Origin of the sequence: Faecalitalea cylindroides (assembly GCF_028321995.1) — a bacterium.
In the GTDB taxonomy this organism is placed as follows: domain Bacteria; phylum Bacillota_I; class Bacilli_A; order Erysipelotrichales; family Erysipelotrichaceae; genus Faecalitalea; species Faecalitalea cylindroides.
This window is the reverse complement of the sequence record NZ_JAQLXG010000003.1, coordinates 157,647-176,431: the sequence shown is the minus strand read 5'-3', so window position 1 is coordinate 176,431 and position 18,785 is coordinate 157,647. Positions and strand designations below refer to the sequence as shown.

Here is an 18,785-nt window from a genome sequence, read left to right as displayed (position 1 = left end):
GATTAAGTGGTTCTCTAGATTGGAATAAGTGGCTCTATTTTGTCGGATTAGATGGCTCCGCCACTTTGGAATATTCAGAAAAAGTGGAGCAATAGGCTCCACCTTTGTTTTATGATAGAATAAAAATATGAGAAGAAAACGAATACGTTATGATCGAGTGTTCTTATTGATGGTGATCTTTTTGGTCCTTGTTACTTTTTTGAGTGCTGGGATATATAGAATGTGGTTTTATCAGGCTCCACGAGACAATTCTTTGTTCTACATGGATAATGGATTTATAAATTATTCTGGTGAAGATATAGAATTGATCCACGGAATTGATGTATCTAGTCATCAAGGTGAAATTGACTGGCAAAGAGTAGCGAATACACCTGTTGAATTTGCGATGATACGTGCCGGGTATCGTGGAGGAATAGAAGGCTTGCAGCATCAAGATGAATACTTTGATCAAAATATGCAGCAGGCAGCGGCCAATGGTATTAAAACCGGCGTCTATTTTTATTCCAGTGCAATTACTATGGAAGAATTGGAGCAAGATGCTCAACTGGTATTAGATATGGTGTCTAGATATCAAATTGATTATCCAATTGCGTTTGATATGGAAATTTATGATGAGGTCAATGGACGAATTAATTCTCTTACCATGGAAGAAAAAACTTCTTTTGCGCTAAGGTTCTGTGAAATCATGGAAGAAAATGGATATCAAAGCATGATTTATGGAAACCTGGACTGGCTTTATTCCCATTTGAATTTTGAAGAGATACAAGATAAGGAAATTTGGTATGCTGCTTATCTATCCATACCGCAGATGAATGACGAATTTAGAATGTGGCAATATACCAATACAGGCCAGATTGATGGAATCTCAACAAATGTGGATATGAATGTATGGTTGGAAAGAGCTAAATAAAAACCGAGATTTTACCTGAAAATGATATGCCTCCTATCTATTTGATAGGAGGCATATGAATATCAGATCTCGTTTTTTTTATTTTACTTTTGATAATAAATCTTCAAAATTAACTTTTTCAATTTCACCAAATTCAATCGTTGCAGAATCATGATCTTTGTTAGCATATCTAGGAATGAGATGCACATGGAAGTGATTTACACTCTGTCCGGCTGCCTCATGAATGTTTGTCAATACGTTGATACCATCGCAACCTAGTTTTTCTTCTAGAACATTCGCAAGTTTTTGTGCAACTTCAAAAACATGATCTAAAGTTTTTGTTGGGCAATCTAAGAATGAGTCACAATGTTCTTTTGGAACGACAAGACAATGACCATAGCTTGTAGGGTTAATGTCAAAAAATGCAATTACCATGTCATCTTCATACAATTTGTTGCTGGGAATGTCACCTTTGACGATAGAACAGAAAACACACATATTATTGTTCCTCCTTATGAATTTTCTTTAAGATTGGATATAGAATGAATCCAAGTATACATCCTGTGATACCCTGGATGAGGTTAATAGGCATAGATAATACCGCAATCCAAAGGGATTGATTGACAAAGCTGTCGGCAATGAAATAACCAATTACCATCCAAATTGCACCTAAGGAAAAAACAAACATTTTTGATTTAAATCTTGAAATCAAAATAGAGATAAGTAACCCTTCTATTCCTTTGATTACAAGGGTGAATAAGGCATAACTTGCATAGCCACTTACGATGTCGGCTATAGCTGAACCAACACCACCAATCAAAAATGCGAACAATGGATTGACAAAAGGGGCAAAGGCCAGGATCATTCCATCGCCACAGTTGAAATATCCTTGAAATCCATTGGGGATCTTGATTAGGAAAGTGGCACAAAATACCAAACAGATTCCTAAAGCAGATATGCACAATTCTTTTACTTGGATTTTCTTCATAATTCCTCCATTTATTATTATAATACTCTTTTAGAAAAGATGGATAAAAAAATGAAAAGCCAGGCTAAGGGGGTGCCTGACTTTTCAAAAAATTAAGGGGATAGAAAATTGTACGAACATCATTCGTACCGGCAAGGCCTTCTACTCCTTGCTTGATTAAAAGTATAACACAACTCAATTCTAAAAATATGTGAAAATTATGTGAAAATGCGTCAAAATGATAAAAAATAGGTATTTTGTGGGGGAAAATACCATAAAAGATAGATTTTACATCCCAAAAATGGAGTTTTATTTAAAAAAATGGGAATCAGTTGTGCAAGTATATAATCTTTCGAAAAAAATGCATTGTTGTGTGATATAATATAATCCAAATGGGGGTTTATAGAAATGATCGTAAAAACCATTCAAGAAATTGCGGATATGTTAAATTGTGATCTAGTTGGAGAAGATAAAACTTCTTTGATCCAGGGAGTTGGGATTGATTCTCGTCAGGTTACAGAAAATGCCCTTTATATCCCTTTGATTGGGCAAAGAGCGGATGGGCATACCTTCATTGATTCCGTGATTCAAAAAGGAGTCAAAGCAACGTTGTGGCAAAAAGATCACACACCGTATCCTGAAGATATAACGTGTATCTTGGTTGACGATACACTGGAAGCGTTACAAAATCTAGCTAAGGCTTATTTAAATACTTTATCTTGTCTGGTTATTGGAGTCACTGGCTCCAATGGCAAGACAAGTTGTAAAGATATGTTATATAGTATTTTTTCTCAAGAAAAGAAAACACAAAAAACACAGGGAAATCGTAATAATGAAATTGGGCTTCCTTTAACAGTGTTGGATCTTGATAAAGATGTAGAAGTTGCTATTCTAGAAATGGGAATGGAAAATAAGGGTGAAATTGATTTCTTAACACATATTGCACGCCCTGATGTTTCAATTATCACAACAATTGGCAGTGCTCATATGGAAAATCTTGGAGGAAAGAAACAAATTGCTCAGGCAAAGTTAGAAATTTTAGAGAATCTAAAACCAGGAGGTCTTTTCTTATATGACAAAGAAAGTCCGGAAATTCAGGAATGCCTGCTGGAGATGGATATTGATCCATCTAAACGTCTGGTTTCTTTTGGCTTTAATGGAGATATTTCCATTATTTCATCTATTGATTATACAGAAAATGGAATTGAGTTTTATTGTTCAAGTTTAACTGATAAAATCACATTAAATGCACTTGGAGATTTTCAGGCAAAAAATGCTTTACCTTGTATTTATGTGGCATTGGATCAGGGAATCTCGACATCATCAATCTTAAAAGGATTAAAAGATTTGGAAATGACGAAGATGCGTACAGCACTTTTAAAGGTTCATGATGCAAAGATCATTGATGATACATATAAATCCAATCCAGAAAGTGCCAAGGCGGCAATTGATACCTTGATGAAAGTACAGGCAAAAAAACATATAGCTGTGTTAGCGGATATGTTAGATTTAGGACCAGAAGAAAACGATCTGCACGCGATGATTGGATGCTATGCAGTTGAAAAAAATGTGGATACAGTCTATGCGACGGGCCCTTTAAGTAAATATACGATTAAAGCATGTACAAATATTGAATCTAAGTGGTTTGAAACAAAGGATGAAATCGTTGAGGAATTAAAACATTTACTAAATGAAGATTGTGCAATCTTGATCAAGGGAAGTCGTGCAATGCATATGGATGAAATTGTGGATAAATTGAAGGAGATGTAAATTATATGTTGAAATTAGGTGTTGTCTTTGGTGGACAGAGTAGTGAGTATTCTGTTTCTTTACACTCTGTTGCTTCTTTTTTAAGACAGATTCATAATGAAAAATACGATATTACTATGATTGGTATCGACCAGAATGGGCAATTTTATGTTTATGATGGTTCGATTGATGATATAGAACACGATCATTGGATTCCTCAGGCTACAAAAGCTGCATGGGTTCATAAAGGAATCATGGCTTTGGATGGAAAGAATACAGTAAAAGAATTAGATTGTGTATTCCCTGTTTTACATGGAAAAAATGGGGAAGATGGATGTGTGCAGGGGTTATTGGAATTGATGAATATCCATTATGTTGGATGTGATGTAATGTCTAGTGCAATTTCTATGGATAAAGAGATCATGCATATTTTATGTGATGAAGCTAACATACCTTGCGCTGATTATGTTTGTTTAAAAGCCAATGAAGAAAATCCTTCATTTGAAATGATCCAGGAAAAGATCTCCCTACCTTGGATCGTAAAACCATGTAATGCCGGAAGTAGTTATGGTGTTCATAAAGTAGAGAATAAAGAAGAATTTGAAGAGGCTTGTAAAGATGCTTTCTTCTATGATGGCCGTGGCAAGATCTTAGTTGAAAAAGCAATTGAAGGCTTTGAGATTGGCTGTGCTGTTATGGGAAATGAAGAAGTGTTTACTGGCAGCTGTGATGAGATTCAAATTTCTGGAGGAATTTTTGATTTTGAAGGAAAATATGAGATGAAAGGGGCTGAAATCATCTGCCCTGCACGAATCGATGAAGAAACGTTTGCCAAGGCTAAGGCCCTAGCAGCTAAAACATATAAAGCTATGAATTGTTGTGGTATGGCTCGTGTGGATATGTTTGTAACGCCTCAAAAAGAGGTTATCTTAAATGAATTGAATACGATTCCAGGTTTTACCGCCACTTCACGTTATCCATCTATGATGAAAGAAGCTGGAATTGAATTCAGTGATTTAATTGATAAATTGATCGATCTAGCAATGCAAAGGACGATTTCAGCATGTTAAAGAGTTATAGCCGTGCTTGGTGTGAAATTGATTATAAGGCAATCAATCATAATTTGGATGAAATTCAAAAGCTTGTGGGAAAAACCAAAATCATGGGAATCGTTAAGGCGAATGCCTATGGTCATGGAGATGTAGCTTGTGCAAGACAAATGGCTAAGTGGGGCGTTGATTTCTTTGGCGTTTCCAGCATTGATGAAGCTTTGAATTTAAGAGAAAATGGAATTGATCAAGATATCTTGATCTTGGGATATACACCTGTTGAACATTTTCATTACTTATACGAAAAGAATATCGTACAGTCACTGGTCTCTTTCGAGTATGCTCAAAAATTAAATGCATTTGCAAAAGAGAACGACGCGATGATTCGCTGCCATTGCAAGGTTGATACAGGAATGTGTAGAACTGGTATCATATATCAGGATCAAGATAAGCATATGGATCAGATCATTGCAGAATATAGATTATCTAATTTAAGTGTAGAAGGAATTTTTTCGCATTTTCCAGTTAGTGATGATCTGGGAGTGGATAGTCGTACATTTACCGAGAATCAGATTCGCTTGTTTAAAGAAGTCATTGACAATCTAAAAAAAGAAGGTATTGATTGCGGAATCAAACATATTCAAAACAGCTATGGAATTTTAAATTATATGGATCTTGGTATGGATTATTGCCGCCCTGGTTTGTTGTATATGGGTGTTACAAGTGATGATCAAATTCCTATTCTTTCGAATCCAGACTTTATTCCGATCATGTCAATCTATGCCAATGTTTCTTTGGTAAAATGGATCCAAGAAGGTCAAAGTGTTAGTTATGGGCGTAATTTTATAGCCACAAAACCAACCAAAGTAGCAACTGTATCAATTGGATATGCCGATGGAATTCCTCGTCTTTTAAGCAATCAGGGATTTGAAGTGTTGATTCACGGTAAACATTGTAAAGTAATTGGAAATATCTGTATGGATCAATGCATGGTTGATGTAACAGATGTAGAAAATGTTAAAGAAGGAGATATTTGTTGTTTTGTTGGTCAAATAGGACAGGAAAGAGTTACGATTGATACGATCAGTCGTTTAGCCAAGACCATCAACAATGAAACGATGAGCGCTATTGCTGCTCGTGTGCCACGTTTAGAAAAGAGGTAGATTATGAAGGTGAAAAGAAAATATGCCGCAATTGATATTGCTAAATATGTTTCGGCATTATTGGTTGTATGCATTCATACATATCCGTTTTATGAAATTAGTGAAACGTTCAATACGTTTTTTATGCAGACGATATGTCGAATTGCTGTGCCATTTTTCTTTACGACTTCCGGTTTTTTCTTCTTTCGTAAATATGGTGATGACTCTGAAGAAAACACAAAGAATCTTCGCAAATATTTAATGCGCTTATTAAAAATATATTTGATTTGGACCGTAATCTATCTTCCATATACTATATGGGATCAATATCAGGCAGGATTTAGTATTCTAGGTGTTTTTTCTTACATTCGAGATTTCTTCTTAAATGGAAGTTATTATCATCTATGGTTTTTACCTGCTTTGATGCTAGCAAGTGTGATCGTTTTCTATTTATACAAAGAAAAAGGTTTGGTGTTTACTTTAAAGGTAAGTTTAGGAGCTTATTTTGTAGGTTATTTGATCAATGTTTATACACCAGTCTGGGAAAGTATTCCAGGAATTAATTTCTTTTTTGCATTTTTCACAAAAACTTTAGTGACAGCACGAGATGGAATCTTTTTTGGACCTATCTTTGTGTCTTTAGGTCTTTTGTTAGCTAAAACAGGACGTTTACCATCTAGAACTAGCTTAGGAGGATTTGTAATTAGCTTTTTATTAGTGGTAGTTGAAGTGTTGATTTATAATATGACAGGCATCTTGCGTGATTTAACGAGCATGTATTTATTCTTAGTGCCGGCAGTTTATTTCCTTGTAAATTGGCTGTTAACAATCAAGATGCCATATAAACCAATTTATAAAGTACTAAGAAATGACTCATTATTGATTTACACATCACATATTTTATTCGCAAAAATTTTATTAGCATTGATGCCAAACGCCCATATCGTTGTTTATTTTTTGACGATTGCCTTAGCGCAGGCTTTTGCAAGTCTTGTGATGTATTATAAGGGAAGATTCCCTGTATTAGAAAATTTATTGTAGCTTATGATTAGAGTATTCCAAGTAAAATGTGCTTATGAAAATGAGGTTGAAGCACAGTTGATCAAAAAACTGCATATAAAAAAAGAAGATCTTTTGGGGTATACAATACACCGCAGAAGTGTGGATGCCCGCCACCAAAAGGTCTTGTTTTCTTATGTTATAGACTGTTCACTAAAAAACGAAAAAAAAGTTTTAAAACACAAAGATGTTCAACCCTGTCCAGATGAAACATATCATTTTGTTTCCAGTGGCACTCGGATAATGAACACAAGGCCAGTTGTCGTAGGATTTGGACCAGCTGGTATGTTTGCATCATTGATCCTGGCTGAAGCAGGATATCAACCTATTGTAGTTGAGCGTGGCAGTATGGTTTCTCTTCGCAAAGAAAAAGTAGATACTTTTTGGCAAACAGGAAAGTTGGATCCAGAATGCAATGTTCAGTTTGGAGAAGGTGGTGCCGGGGCTTTTTCAGATGGGAAATTAACGACGCGTTCTAAAGATTCAAGAGCACGAAAAGTTTTAGAAGAATTGGTGGATTTTGGCGCTAAAGAAGATATCCTAATCGATGCTCATCCACATATTGGAACGGATGCCTTTTTAAAGATCATTGAGAATTGTCGTAAGAAGATCATTGATCTTGGTGGAACATTTTATTTTGATACGTGTTTAAAAGATATAAAGACAAAACAAAATAAACTGGCAGAAATTAAGATCAACGATACATGGATCCCCTGTGAAAATATGATCTTAACAATTGGGCATAGCGCAACCGATACGATTCGAATGTTACATCAAAACGGAGTTATGATGGAAAATAAACCGTATGCGATCGGCGTACGTATTGAACATAAACAAGAATATATCAATCGTGCTATGTTGAAAGACTATGCTACAGATCCTAGATTGATTCCAGCTAGATATCAGTTAACACATACAGCTTCTAATAATAAAGGTGTCTATACATTCTGCATGTGTCCGGGTGGGTATGTTATTCCTTCCAGCAGTTCTAAAGAAAAGCTTGTGGTCAATGGAATGAGTTATGCATCAAGGAGTGGAGAAAATGCAAACAGTGCTTTACTAGTACAGGTCAATGAAGAAGACTATGGAAATGAGCTTTTTGCGGGATTACAGTATCAGGAAGACTTGGAAATAAAAGCGTATCATATGGCTGGTGATTACAAGGTTTGTTTGCAATTGGCAAAAGATTATTTAGAGAATAAGGTTTCGGTTCGCTTGGATGATGTAAAACCAACTTATGCCTTGGGATATCAATTTGTCGATTTAAATGAATTGTTTGATCCAGCAATCAATCAGGCCTTACATGAAGCCTTGATTGTTTTTGAAAAACGTGTTCCAGGCTTTGTCAGCGAAGGAGCTTTATTAAGTGCTGTTGAATCAAGAAGCAGTTCTAGTGTTCGGATCATTCGTGATCATGATCTTCAATCTAACATTCAAGGGATCTATCCTGGAGGTGAAGGTGCTGGATATGCTGGTGGCATTATGACAAGTGCTATTGATGGAATAAAATGCGCAGAAAGTATTATTTGCCGATACCAAAAACATGATACAATGAAGCAGAAAACGGAGGGATGAGATGGCTTTATTAAAACCAAAATACTATGTTTCCAGTTTTGAACATATGTCGATCGAGCGTTTAAAACAACAGGGGATCAAGCTGTTATTATGCGATATTGATAATACGCTGGTTTCTTATGATGAAAAACATCCAAGTCCTTCTGTTATTGCGTTTATTGATCGCGTAAAAAGTTCTGGAATTGAAGTTGCTCTTTGTTCAAATGCAACCAAGGAGAGGGCAACACGGTTTTCCAAGGATCTAAATGTGTCCACAACTTATTATTTTTCCATGAAACCATTACCGAAGAACTTTATTCAAGCAATGAAAAAACATAATTTAAAAGCCAATCAGGTTGCCATTATTGGTGATCAGATGTTTACAGATATATTAGGTGGAAATCTTGCTGGACTTTATACGATATTGACTGCGCCAATCGCAGTGAAAGATAGAGGAGTTACGAAGATCAATCGTTTCTTTGAAAATATTGTATATAAAGTGTTAGAGCATAAAGGAGATTTTAAGAGAGGTGAATTCGATGACTAAATATTGTAAAGGCTGTGGCGCAAAGCTGCAAAACGACGATAAAGATGCAATTGGGTATGTTCCTACACTGGATGCATCGTATTGTGAAAGATGTTTTCGAATTCGTCATTATGGAGACGTAACTATTTCCATGGCACAGAAAATTGAATCCAATCAAACGCTGGATAAGATTGCCAAAGTCAAAGGAGTAATCTTTTGGGTGGTCGATCTTTTTGCGTTTGAATCGAACATGATTTCTCGTTTGAATCAAAAATTGGATACTGATGAAATTGTTCTTGTCTTAACTAAACGTGATGTTCTACCTAAAACATTAAGTGATAAAAAGATTCTTGAATTTGTCAATCGTCGCTTAGATGAAGAAGGAATCAAAGTAAAAGATATCGTGATTTGTGGATATCTCTTAAAGCATAATGAACAGTCAAAGGCCTGCATTGATGAAATCTATTCCAAGATACAAATGTATCGTAAAGGAAGAGATATTGTCTTTATGGGGGTTGCCAATGCAGGAAAATCAACCATCTTAAATCAACTGCTGGCGATGGAAGATCTAACGACATCTAGACATCCTGGTACAACATTGGATCTTGTGCCAATTGAACAAGATGGATATACGATTTATGATACGCCGGGAATTGAAAATCATCATAGTGTATTGACTTTTTTAAATTCAAAAGATTTAAAAATGGTGATTCCAACCAAACCAATTAAGCCATTTGTTTCTCAGATTTATGAAGATCAGTCTTTTGCAGCAGCTGGGCTTGCAAGGCTGGATATCGTAGTAAAAGGAAAAGCCAGTGTAGTTGGTTATTTCTCTCGCTCTTTATCGATTCATAGAGGAAAGTTGGAAAATGCGGATAATCTTTGGAACAAACATTTAAATGAAATGCTGGTTCCTTGTCTAGATACTTCTATGTTGACAATGCATACATTCCAGGCACCAAAAGTAACAAATGAAAAATTGGATGTCGTGATCCATGGGCTTGGATGGTTTTGTATAAGTGGACAGATTCAAGATGTTTATGTCCGTGTTCATAAAGGCATCAATGTTACATTCAGAAAGGCGATGATCTAATGTTAAATAATAAAGATAAAAAATATTTACGGAAATTAAGCATGTCATATAGACCTCTTTTCCAAATTGGAAAAGATGGAATCAGCTATAATTTGATCAAAACAATCAGTGATTCTTTAGAAGCTCATGAGCTTGTCAAATGCAATCTGTTACAGACATGTCCAATTGATACAAGAGAAGCGGCTATTGAGTGTGCCAGCAATACTCATAGTGAGATCGTACACATTGTAGGACATACATTTGTATTATATCGTCGCTCTAAAGAAAATAAGCTGGGGCTTAAAAAATGAGAATTGCGATCATAGGAGGGTCTTTTGATCCAATTCATTATGGCCATATCCATATGGGACTGGAGTCAATCAAACAATTGAAGGTGGACGAAGTCTGGTTCATGCCTACGAAGATCACGCCACTAAAAGATCGTGAATTGACAAGTGTTGAAGATCGTGTGTCTATAATCAAGCTTGCGATTGAACCATATGCCAATTTCAAACTTTGTACACTGGAGTTAGAGCGTGAAGAGAAAAGTTATACAATCGATACATTAAGAGAATTAAAGAAACGATATAAACATGAATTCTATTGGATCATAGGCAATGATCAACTTGAACAGTTTGATCGCTGGAAGGACCCAGAAAAACTCGTCAAGATGGCTCAGTTTGTTTGTTTTGATCGAGACCATATGTTGACAAAGACATCTTATGATATTAAAAGATTACATATGGAATGCATGCCGGTCTCTAGTTCTGAGATTCGTATGGGAAATAAATTGAATTATTTACCATCGAAGGTTTTAGATTACATATATGCGAATAGGTTATATGTTAAAGAATTTGTAGCCAGCCGTGTACCTGAACATCGTTATAGGCATTCACTATCTGTTGCCAACCTTTGTGAAGAATTTGCCCGAAATAATGGTTTGGATGTCAATGTAGCGTATTATATTGGGTTATTTCATGATGTATGCAAGGCAATGCCTAAAGATCGAATGTTATGCTGGATCAAGGCTATCTGCCCAGAAAATGAAAAATATGCTCCTCCAGTATGGCACGGTTTTGTAGGGGCAGAAGTTGTAGATCGCATCTTTTATATCAAAGACTGGCGCATCAAAAACGCTATTTATCATCATGTGCTTGGAACAAGTACAGATCCATACGCAATGGCGGTTTTCTGTGCAGACAAATTAGATCCGTTAAGAGACTATGATACCAGTAAAGGTATCCAGCTTTGTAAGCAAGATTTATATAAGGGCTTTTTAAAAGTAAAAGAAGATAATGAACGATATCTTCAGAAAGGAAAGTAAAGTGGAATTTAAAGAAATCGTATTAAAGGCAATTAGCGAGAAAAAAGGGTTTGATATTAAAGAATATGATACACGTAGTTTGACTCCATTTATGGATAGCATGATTGTTGTAAGTACGACCAATATTCGTCAAAACAATGCAATAGCGCAGAATATTAAGGATCGTTTAAAGGAGAATGGATTTGATGGTACGATTCGTATCGAAGGAAATGCCGATTCAAAATGGCTTTTGATCGATCTAAAAGAAATTGTTGTACAGCTGTTTGTCAAGGATGAAAGGCAGGTGTATCAGCTGGATCGTTTGTATCGAGATGTTCCAGTCATTGAATATGATTTATGATACATTAGCGCAATATTATGATGCCTTAGTAAAAGATGAAGAGGCATCCAGAATGTGGGTGGATTGGATTGAATCCAAATGCAGTCCCTGCGATGTGCTTGAACTGGCCTGTGGCAGCGGAGAAATTACCGAAATGCTGGTACAGGATGGTTTTGATGTTTCTGCCCTTGATCTTTCTGATGAAATGATCGAACAGGCAAAACAAAAAGATACGGATAATAAGATTCAATTTTATTGTCAGGATATGAAAGATTTATCTAATTTTTCTAAGTTTAGTGCAATCTTTTGTCTTTGTGACAGTTTTAATTACCTGCTTGAAAAAGAAGAAGTTTCTAATTTTTTTAAAGAGGTCTCTGACCATTTGAAAGATCAAGGATATTTTTTCTTTGATACTCATTCACTGGATCGCCTGGAAGAGTTTGAAGATGAGTTTAATGAAACAGGTTCTTTTGAAGACTGCGATTATCAATGGTCGATCATGAGTGAAGATGATTTGATCTATCAGGATTTTGCGTTTTATTTTCAGGAAGGACATATTGTTCAAGAACATCATATTCAAAGGGTATATGATCCAGTTTGGTTAGAAAAAGAATTATCAAAACACTTTAATATTCGTTCCGTTAAAACAGATTTTGATCTTGAAGGAATTCAGGAAGGCGAAAAGTATTTTTATATTTGTCAAAAGAAATAAGGGATATATATGATTATAGGAATAGCTGGAGGCAGTGGTTCAGGAAAGACAACTTTTACCAACGCTATAAAAGAAATGTTTAAAGAAGATGTTTTGATCATCCGTCATGATGATTATTATAAAGATAATTCAAATTTGAGTTTTGAAGAAAAAAAGCATATCAATTATGATCACCCAGATGCATTGGAAACGGATTTATTGGTGGAACATGTAAAACAATTAAAAGATGGTCAACCGATTGAAAAACCACTATATGATTTTTCGACTCATGATCGAAAAGGCAGTGAAATGATCTTTCCTAAAAAGATCATTATTTTAGAGGGTATCCTTATATTAGAAAGCGAAGCATTAAGGAACTTGATAGATATAAAAGTTTATGTAGATGCGGCAAGTGATGAAAGAATTTTACGGCGGATTCTTCGTGATACGAAAAAACGAGGTAGAACTCTTGAAGATATATGCGATCAATATTTAAAAACTGTGAGACCTATGCATGAAAAATATGTTGAGCCTACAAGAAAATATGCGGATATCATTATAAATGGTGGGATGAATAAAATGGCTCTTGAGTTAATCAGGACAAAAATAGAGTCAGTTTTACAGGAGGAAGTATGATTGGAATTTTAGCAGCCATGGATACAGAAGTAGAAGCTATCAAAAATATCATGGAAATAAAAAAAGAAGAATTGTATCAGGGAATGAATTTTACCTATGGTACAATTGAAAATAAAGAAGTCGTTTTATGCAAATGTGGCGTAGGAAAGTGCCTTGCGAGTATGAGTGCTACTTTGTTATGTACAAAAGAAAAACTGTCTGCTTTGATTAATGTTGGTGTTGCCGGTGGTTTGAAGGAAGATCAAAATGTATTGGATATTGTGATTTCAGATAAAATAGTTCAGGCAGACTATGATACCTCTCCTATTGATGGGGACGATGGTATTGGGCTTGTGTTTGAAGCGGATGAAAAACTTAAGGAAACGTGTATCGAAGCTGCCAAAAAGGCAAAAATCACCTATCATGTTGGAACAATAGCCTCACAGGATATATTTATGGCAAGAAAAGAAGACTATGATAGATTAATGACAAAATTTGCCGATTCAGCTTGTTCAGAGATGGAAGGTGGAGCTATAGGGCAGATTGCTCATGTTTTCAATGTTCCCGTGTTGATCGTTCGCTCTTTAAGTGATGTCGTAGATCATCATGATAATCCAATGGAGTTTACAACATATGCTCAAATTGCATCGAAACAAGCTGCAACTTTGATCAAAGAGATGATGAGATCCTGAGGGATCTTTTTTTTCAGATTAATTTAGGGGATTGTTGGTATGATCGTAAAGTATAAGTTCATAAGAGAATCTGACAATTTGTGTCAGAAAATATCCTGTTATTCTTAAAAACTGACCACTTATTCTTATGTTCTTGATACATCAAAATCAGTTGACTATGATAGTACGCGTTAGAAAGTAAGGCGATGATCATGATTTTAAAGAATATCTCCGAGGAGGAATTTAGTGATTTTTATGAGAATTTTGAACAAAAATGTTTTTGGCAATCGGTTTCAATGGCTCATTTTGAGTCTTCTCATGGATGGAGCATTCATTATTTAGGCTTTTATGATGAGGATATGATTCGTGCAGCTACAGTGTTAATTTCTAAAAGAGTTATAGGTAAGTGTGCTCTTTTTGAGGCGTTACGTGGTTTTTTGATTGACTATGACGATCTTGATTTAATGGATGCATTTTTAAATGAGTTAAAAATATATCTTCATGCGCATAATTGTTTATATATGAAGATCGATCCATATTGTGAATATCAGCCTCATGATAAAGATGGGAACGCCATAGAAGGCTATAGAAGAGATGACTTGATAGATTTGTTCGAAAAACATGGTTTTATTCATCAAGGATTTCGTAATGGATCGGATAATAATTATGAACCACGTTGGATGTCTATACTGCCATTGGAAGGCAAAGATGAAGAGGATATTTTAAAAAAATGTGATTCAAAGACTCGACAAAATATTGTCAACACACAAAAAACTGGCCTAAAAATAGACCGTCTAAATAAATCGGAGCTATATCGCTTGCATGATATGGTTTCCACAACTGGCCAACGACGTCATTTTCTAAATCCAGATCTTTCGTACTATACCGATTTTATGACAAGTTTTCATGAAAATATGCAGGCATATTGTGTATATTTGGATACAAAAGATTACTATGAGCGTTACAAAAAGAATTATGAAGAACTTATAAAAGAAAAAGAACATATATACAAGCTGATTGAGGAAACAGATTCCAAAAAGAATCGTTCAAAATTAAAGAATTGTGAGAACAAAATCACAGCGGCTTTGAAACGAATTGATGAAGCTAAAAAACTTAGAGAAGAATATGGCGATAAAATTGATTTAGCAGCTGCCATGTATGTTATTACTGATCGTGAAATTGTATATTTATTTAGTGGATCTAATGATACGTTTAAACATTTTAAAGCAGCCTATGCTTTGCAGTGGTATATGATCAAATATGGTATTGAGCATCATATCAAGCGCTATAATTTTTATGGCATTAGTGGAATTTTTTCACCTGAAGATGAAGAATATGGAGTATATCTTTTTAAAAAGGGTTTTGATGCAGATGTTATCGAACTTATAGGAAATTTTGAATATATAGATCGAAAAAGAACATATACAGTTTATGAAGATCTAAGAAGAATCAAGCATCTTGTACGTAAATAATATCTTTAGATCCAGTAAGGGATTTTTGGTAATTGAGAATAGTCTTGGAGACTTCCTGCATCATATCATACATTCGACTGACTTGATTAGAGAAGATAACAAGAATATAGTCTCTTCCAGGAAGATAAACAATTCCTCCATCGTGATATAACAGATCGGCTGCGCCTGTTTTATGGGCGAATTCAATGCCTTTATCTAAACCAGCTTGGATCTCGTCACGGTCTTCACAAGCTTTTAAGATGGAAATCATGTCTTGGCAGGCTTTGTCGGATATGATTTCTTTTTTATATAGTTTTTCAAAAAGAATACCAATGTCTTTTGGATTGGATGTGTTGGCACCTCCATCAGTAAAGAAGTTTTCACCAGGAAGAAGTCCATGGTGAAGTTCTGTGTTTTCTAAGCCTAGTTCAATGTACATCTGATTGATTTGATAAAGGCCAAAGATTCCATTGCCGCCACCAAGTAGAGCAGCTAAATTATTGTATGCTGTATTGCTGCTAATGGTGATCATCTGCTCGATTTCGTTGGCATGAGCAGCATGATCTATATTACCATTCTCGATTTCTTGAAAGATCTTAATTAGAGCAGGTACTTTGATCATGCAGCAAGGATACATATTTTTAGGATTGATATAAAAGGATTGCTCGGTGCGTAAATCTTTAAAATATACAGAAATATCACCATCATATTTTGATAAAACTTTTTGTACTTGCGACTGGATTTCTTCAATGTCAAAATCTACTTCTTGTTTGGTCTTTTCTCCGTTTTTATCGTAATAATCTAGATGCAGTTGTCCATCTTTTGAAAATGCTACATAAGTATCTTTTGCCATTTTTCCATTTTTATCAAAATAGTATATATGATCATTAATGGTTTGAAAACCATATAGTTTATGACCTTTTTGATCATAATAATATGTATTTGTTTTATGTGTCACAAATCCCCTTGCCATAAACCCGGAGTCTTCATTAAAATGATATTCTTTACCATCAATTTCAAGGTTTCCATGATATAAGTGTCCGTTTTGATCCACATAAACCATGATGGCATCTGAAAAAGGTAGAATTTGCACAAACCCTCTTTGATTGGATAACCAGATACAAAAGACAAGGACTATAATTGAAAAAATTCCGACAGATAAATAAATTTTCCCAATAAAATCTAAATGTAAAAACTTTTTTCGCAACATGAAAGAGACCTCTTTAAATATATATTACTATATTTTTTAATTATTGCATCTAAAATTGAGATGAGTGGTCTTGTTTTGCGCTTAACAGGTTTAATAATCACCACCCTCTACATGTAGATATTCTTCAAGTGTTAGACCAGACTGGTATATATTTACTGCCTCATCACCTACATATCGTACATGCCAAGGTTCGGCCATATAGCCAGTTATGCTTTCTTTACCACTTTGATAACGAACGATAAATCCATATTTATGAGCATTTTGAGCTACCCATTGAGCTTCATTAGGACTTTCCAACAGAGCACCATTTGGTTGTATCAAATCAAAAGCCAACCCGGTTTGATGTTCAGAATATCCAGGTCTTGCTGAAAATGTATCAGCGCTTGCCTGACCGTATGAGTTAACATAATTTTGATAAAGAGAACTTTGATATTGATAACTACGATATCCACTGTAGGAATTGCTGATTGAAAGCCCAAGACTTTGCATGTCGGCAATCATTTTTTGAAGTTGAGATAAAGCCGTTGGATCTTCTTGAGATCCATAGTTTGCAGGTAAAGGATGTTTCTTATTCACGATAAGAATGCCGTTTACATAGTATGGCTCAATGGTAGTTTGAGGTGTTGAAGGATTATTTTGATTTTGTTCGGTTGAATTATTTTGACTAGAAGAAGTATCATTTTGATTTTGTTCGGTTGAATTATTTTGACTAGAAGAAGTATCATTTTGATTTTCTTCATTTTGAATAACTATATTGAATTCTTTTGAAGTAGAATTATTGTATTTATCTGTGGCCTTGATTTTACCAATATAGGATCCAGGTGTAGTAAAATCAACTTCTTGTGTATCAAAGCTTAAAGTACATTCACTTAGATCTTCTACAGTAAAATGCTTAGAAAAATCATAACTGCTATCATTGAGAGCTACATCTATAGGATCTGAAGAAGCAGTTATTTTGGGCTTTGTTGTATCTTTTACTTTGATTGTTAATGATTTTGAATGATCAATCAAAGCGTGATAGGATAAAGCGACTTTGTAAGTTCCTACAGCCGGATAATCTTTATCGGGTTCATTTTTAATCTTGGAAGTATCAATGCGAATGTTACTTGGTTCAATGAAAGATGAATTAAACAATTCTTTTGTATTAATATTTATGGACTTTCCATATTCCATTGTATAAGATGTTTGTTTTAAGGAAGGCATGGAAAAATAGATTGCCAAAGCAATGAGAACTATACAACTAGCTGTGCCTGCACCAATATAAATTTTAGTATTTTTCTTCATAGTATCCCTCTATTCTAAAGTGAATAATTTTGTTTCATATGTGTAAAATAAACTAGATATTTCTTTAAAAAAGTCTGTTTTATTTGAAATCTGATCGGTGAATAATACAAGAATATAATCTTTATCAGGAATGTACACGATACCACCATCTAGATATAAATCATAAGCCCATCCCGATTTATGCGCGAATTCTACAGTATTTGGTAATCCTTGCCAAATGGCTCTTTGATCTGAACATTGTTTTAAAAGATTGAGCATTTGATCACATGCAACTTTTGATATAATCTTTCCTTGATACAGCAAGTCAAATAATAAGCCAATATCGCTGGGGCAGCTCATGTTTGATCCATTGTCACTAAAATAGATATCACCGGGTGATAAACTATGATGAAGCTGCGTGTTCTGCAAACCTAATTGCATCATATATGTATTCACAACTTGTAATCCTTTTATGCCATCCCCATTTCCTAACATGGTTATTAGGGCATTATAAGATGTATTATCACTGTGTATGATCATATTATCTAGATAAGTTTGACAGGAATCATATTCCAATAAACCTTGATCTATATAGTTATATACAGTAACTAAAACGCAAACTTTGATGATCGAACATGGATAGAATGTATTATCATTGATGGAAATCTCTTGTTGTGTCCTTAAATCTTTAAAATACAAGCCGACATTTCCTCCGTATTTATTAATGATCGCTTGAGCCTGCTTTAAAAGTGTATCTTCATCGATTAATAATTGTCCGTCTTCATTGAATATTTTTTCTTTGTATTGATTTGTTACCATTTTTCCATCCTTGTCAAAATATGATATCTGGTCGTTTTCGTTCATGGAAACTTTCTTAAATTGATTCTTAATTTGTTTTCCATCTTCATCAAAATAGTAAAAATCATCTTCAATTCGATATAATCCTTTTACCATGGTGCCATCTTCTTTGAAATAGTAGGTATTGTCATCTATTTCAGTAAATCCAGTCTGCATGATGCCGGTTTCTTTATTAAAATAATAGGTTTGGTTTTCTATAGTTTGAAATCCGTAAAGTAAGTCGCCTTCTTTTGTCCTGTAGACAATCTGATCACGGCTAAATATATTTTTTGGAACAAACCCGGATCTAGAAGAAACAAATTTAAAAGAAACAAGAAAAACGAAAATACAAAGAGACAAAATGATTATTATAATTCTTTTCTTCTTTCTCACTGTA

General features: G+C 34.7%; 20 protein-coding genes. 15 read left to right on the top strand and 5 right to left on the bottom strand.

The genetic code is table 11. The features are described 5' to 3' along the window. Nucleotides 1–127 precede the first annotated feature (127 nt). Nucleotides 128–910 (top strand): glycoside hydrolase family 25 protein, encoded by a 783-nt coding sequence (locus tag PND65_RS03280; RefSeq protein ID WP_087319422.1) that lies wholly within the window; start codon nucleotides 128–130, stop codon nucleotides 908–910. 78 nt (nucleotides 911–988) lie between these two features. Here PND65_RS03280 and PND65_RS03275 read toward each other — a convergent pair whose 3' ends face one another. Then, a complete protein-coding gene (locus tag PND65_RS03275; RefSeq protein ID WP_271990305.1) occupies nucleotides 989–1,387 on the bottom strand; it encodes an HIT family protein in 399 nt (132 codons plus the stop codon). A gap of 1 nt (nucleotide 1,388) precedes the next feature. Continuing rightward, on the bottom strand, nucleotides 1,389–1,877 hold the full coding sequence (locus PND65_RS03270; protein ID WP_204714777.1) for an ECF transporter S component: 489 nt from the start codon (nucleotides 1,875–1,877) through the stop codon (nucleotides 1,389–1,391). Between the two features lie 387 nt (nucleotides 1,878–2,264). Between PND65_RS03270 and PND65_RS03265 the strand changes: the two genes are divergently transcribed. The 14 genes from PND65_RS03265 to PND65_RS03200 all read left to right on the top strand — a co-directional run bounded on the left by PND65_RS03265 (nucleotide 2,265) and on the right by PND65_RS03200 (nucleotide 15,099). Beyond that, nucleotides 2,265–3,626 (top strand): UDP-N-acetylmuramoyl-tripeptide--D-alanyl-D-alanine ligase, encoded by a 1,362-nt coding sequence (locus PND65_RS03265; protein ID WP_087319419.1) that lies wholly within the window; start codon nucleotides 2,265–2,267, stop codon nucleotides 3,624–3,626. 5 nt (nucleotides 3,627–3,631) lie between these two features. Further along, the gene (locus PND65_RS03260) at nucleotides 3,632–4,675 is read left to right on the top strand and encodes a D-alanine--D-alanine ligase family protein (RefSeq protein WP_022355780.1); all 1,044 of its coding nucleotides are present in this window, start codon (nucleotides 3,632–3,634) and stop codon (nucleotides 4,673–4,675) included. Then, entirely contained in the window at nucleotides 4,669–5,817 is a 1,149-nt protein-coding gene (alr, locus tag PND65_RS03255; protein WP_271990303.1) for an alanine racemase, read from the top strand. The genes PND65_RS03260 and alr overlap by 7 nt, the downstream gene beginning before the upstream one ends. Before the next feature lie 3 nt (nucleotides 5,818–5,820). Next, the gene (locus PND65_RS03250; RefSeq protein ID WP_271990301.1) at nucleotides 5,821–6,837 is read left to right on the top strand and encodes an acyltransferase family protein; all 1,017 of its coding nucleotides are present in this window, start codon (nucleotides 5,821–5,823) and stop codon (nucleotides 6,835–6,837) included. 3 nt (nucleotides 6,838–6,840) lie between these two features. Further along, nucleotides 6,841–8,430, top strand: a complete 1,590-nt coding sequence (locus tag PND65_RS03245; protein WP_087158383.1) for an NAD(P)/FAD-dependent oxidoreductase — start codon at nucleotides 6,841–6,843, stop codon at nucleotides 8,428–8,430. Between the two features lies 1 nt (nucleotide 8,431). Further along, on the top strand, nucleotides 8,432–8,956 hold the full coding sequence (locus tag PND65_RS03240) for a YqeG family HAD IIIA-type phosphatase (RefSeq protein WP_015535363.1): 525 nt from the start codon (nucleotides 8,432–8,434) through the stop codon (nucleotides 8,954–8,956). Further along, nucleotides 8,949–10,028: a ribosome biogenesis GTPase YqeH gene (gene yqeH / locus PND65_RS03235; protein ID WP_087158384.1), complete on the top strand. Its 1,080-nt coding sequence runs from the start codon at nucleotides 8,949–8,951 to the stop codon at nucleotides 10,026–10,028. The genes PND65_RS03240 and yqeH overlap by 8 nt, the downstream gene beginning before the upstream one ends. After that, nucleotides 10,028–10,318, top strand: a complete 291-nt coding sequence (locus PND65_RS03230) for a YhbY family RNA-binding protein (RefSeq protein WP_022355785.1) — start codon at nucleotides 10,028–10,030, stop codon at nucleotides 10,316–10,318. Before yqeH ends, PND65_RS03230 begins: the two co-directional genes overlap by 1 nt. Then, complete coding sequence (nadD, locus tag PND65_RS03225; protein WP_271990298.1) at nucleotides 10,315–11,331, top strand: nicotinate (nicotinamide) nucleotide adenylyltransferase; 1,017 nt, start codon at nucleotides 10,315–10,317, stop codon at nucleotides 11,329–11,331. Before PND65_RS03230 ends, nadD begins: the two co-directional genes overlap by 4 nt. A 1-nt stretch (nucleotide 11,332) precedes the next feature. Then, nucleotides 11,333–11,671, top strand: coding sequence for a ribosome silencing factor (rsfS, locus tag PND65_RS03220; RefSeq protein WP_022355787.1), 339 nt, complete (start codon nucleotides 11,333–11,335; stop codon nucleotides 11,669–11,671). Further along, entirely contained in the window at nucleotides 11,604–12,362 is a 759-nt protein-coding gene (locus PND65_RS03215; RefSeq protein ID WP_334259013.1) for a class I SAM-dependent DNA methyltransferase, read from the top strand. The genes rsfS and PND65_RS03215 overlap by 68 nt, the downstream gene beginning before the upstream one ends. A 9-nt stretch (nucleotides 12,363–12,371) precedes the next feature. Further along, nucleotides 12,372–12,977, top strand: a complete 606-nt coding sequence (gene udk, locus PND65_RS03210; RefSeq protein ID WP_271990296.1) for a uridine kinase — start codon at nucleotides 12,372–12,374, stop codon at nucleotides 12,975–12,977. Further along, nucleotides 12,974–13,648 carry a 5'-methylthioadenosine/adenosylhomocysteine nucleosidase gene (locus tag PND65_RS03205; RefSeq protein ID WP_022355790.1) on the top strand — a complete coding sequence of 225 codons (675 nt, stop codon included), beginning with the start codon at nucleotides 12,974–12,976 and terminating at the stop codon, nucleotides 13,646–13,648. Before udk ends, PND65_RS03205 begins: the two co-directional genes overlap by 4 nt. Before the next feature lie 185 nt (nucleotides 13,649–13,833). Next, nucleotides 13,834–15,099: a peptidoglycan bridge formation glycyltransferase FemA/FemB family protein gene (locus PND65_RS03200; protein ID WP_271990294.1), complete on the top strand. Its 1,266-nt coding sequence runs from the start codon at nucleotides 13,834–13,836 to the stop codon at nucleotides 15,097–15,099. Here PND65_RS03200 and PND65_RS03195 read toward each other — a convergent pair. From PND65_RS03195 to PND65_RS03185, 3 genes are all read right to left on the bottom strand, one after another. Then, nucleotides 15,077–16,288, bottom strand: a complete 1,212-nt coding sequence (locus PND65_RS03195) for a serine hydrolase (protein ID WP_271990292.1) — start codon at nucleotides 16,286–16,288, stop codon at nucleotides 15,077–15,079. The two genes, PND65_RS03200 and PND65_RS03195, sit on opposite strands and share 23 nt — an antisense overlap. A gap of 90 nt (nucleotides 16,289–16,378) precedes the next feature. Then, complete coding sequence (locus PND65_RS03190) at nucleotides 16,379–17,572, bottom strand: M15 family metallopeptidase (protein ID WP_271990290.1); 1,194 nt, start codon at nucleotides 17,570–17,572, stop codon at nucleotides 16,379–16,381. 9 nt (nucleotides 17,573–17,581) lie between these two features. Beyond that, nucleotides 17,582–18,781 (bottom strand): serine hydrolase, encoded by a 1,200-nt coding sequence (locus PND65_RS03185; protein WP_271990287.1) that lies wholly within the window; start codon nucleotides 18,779–18,781, stop codon nucleotides 17,582–17,584. Nucleotides 18,782–18,785 lie beyond the last annotated feature (4 nt).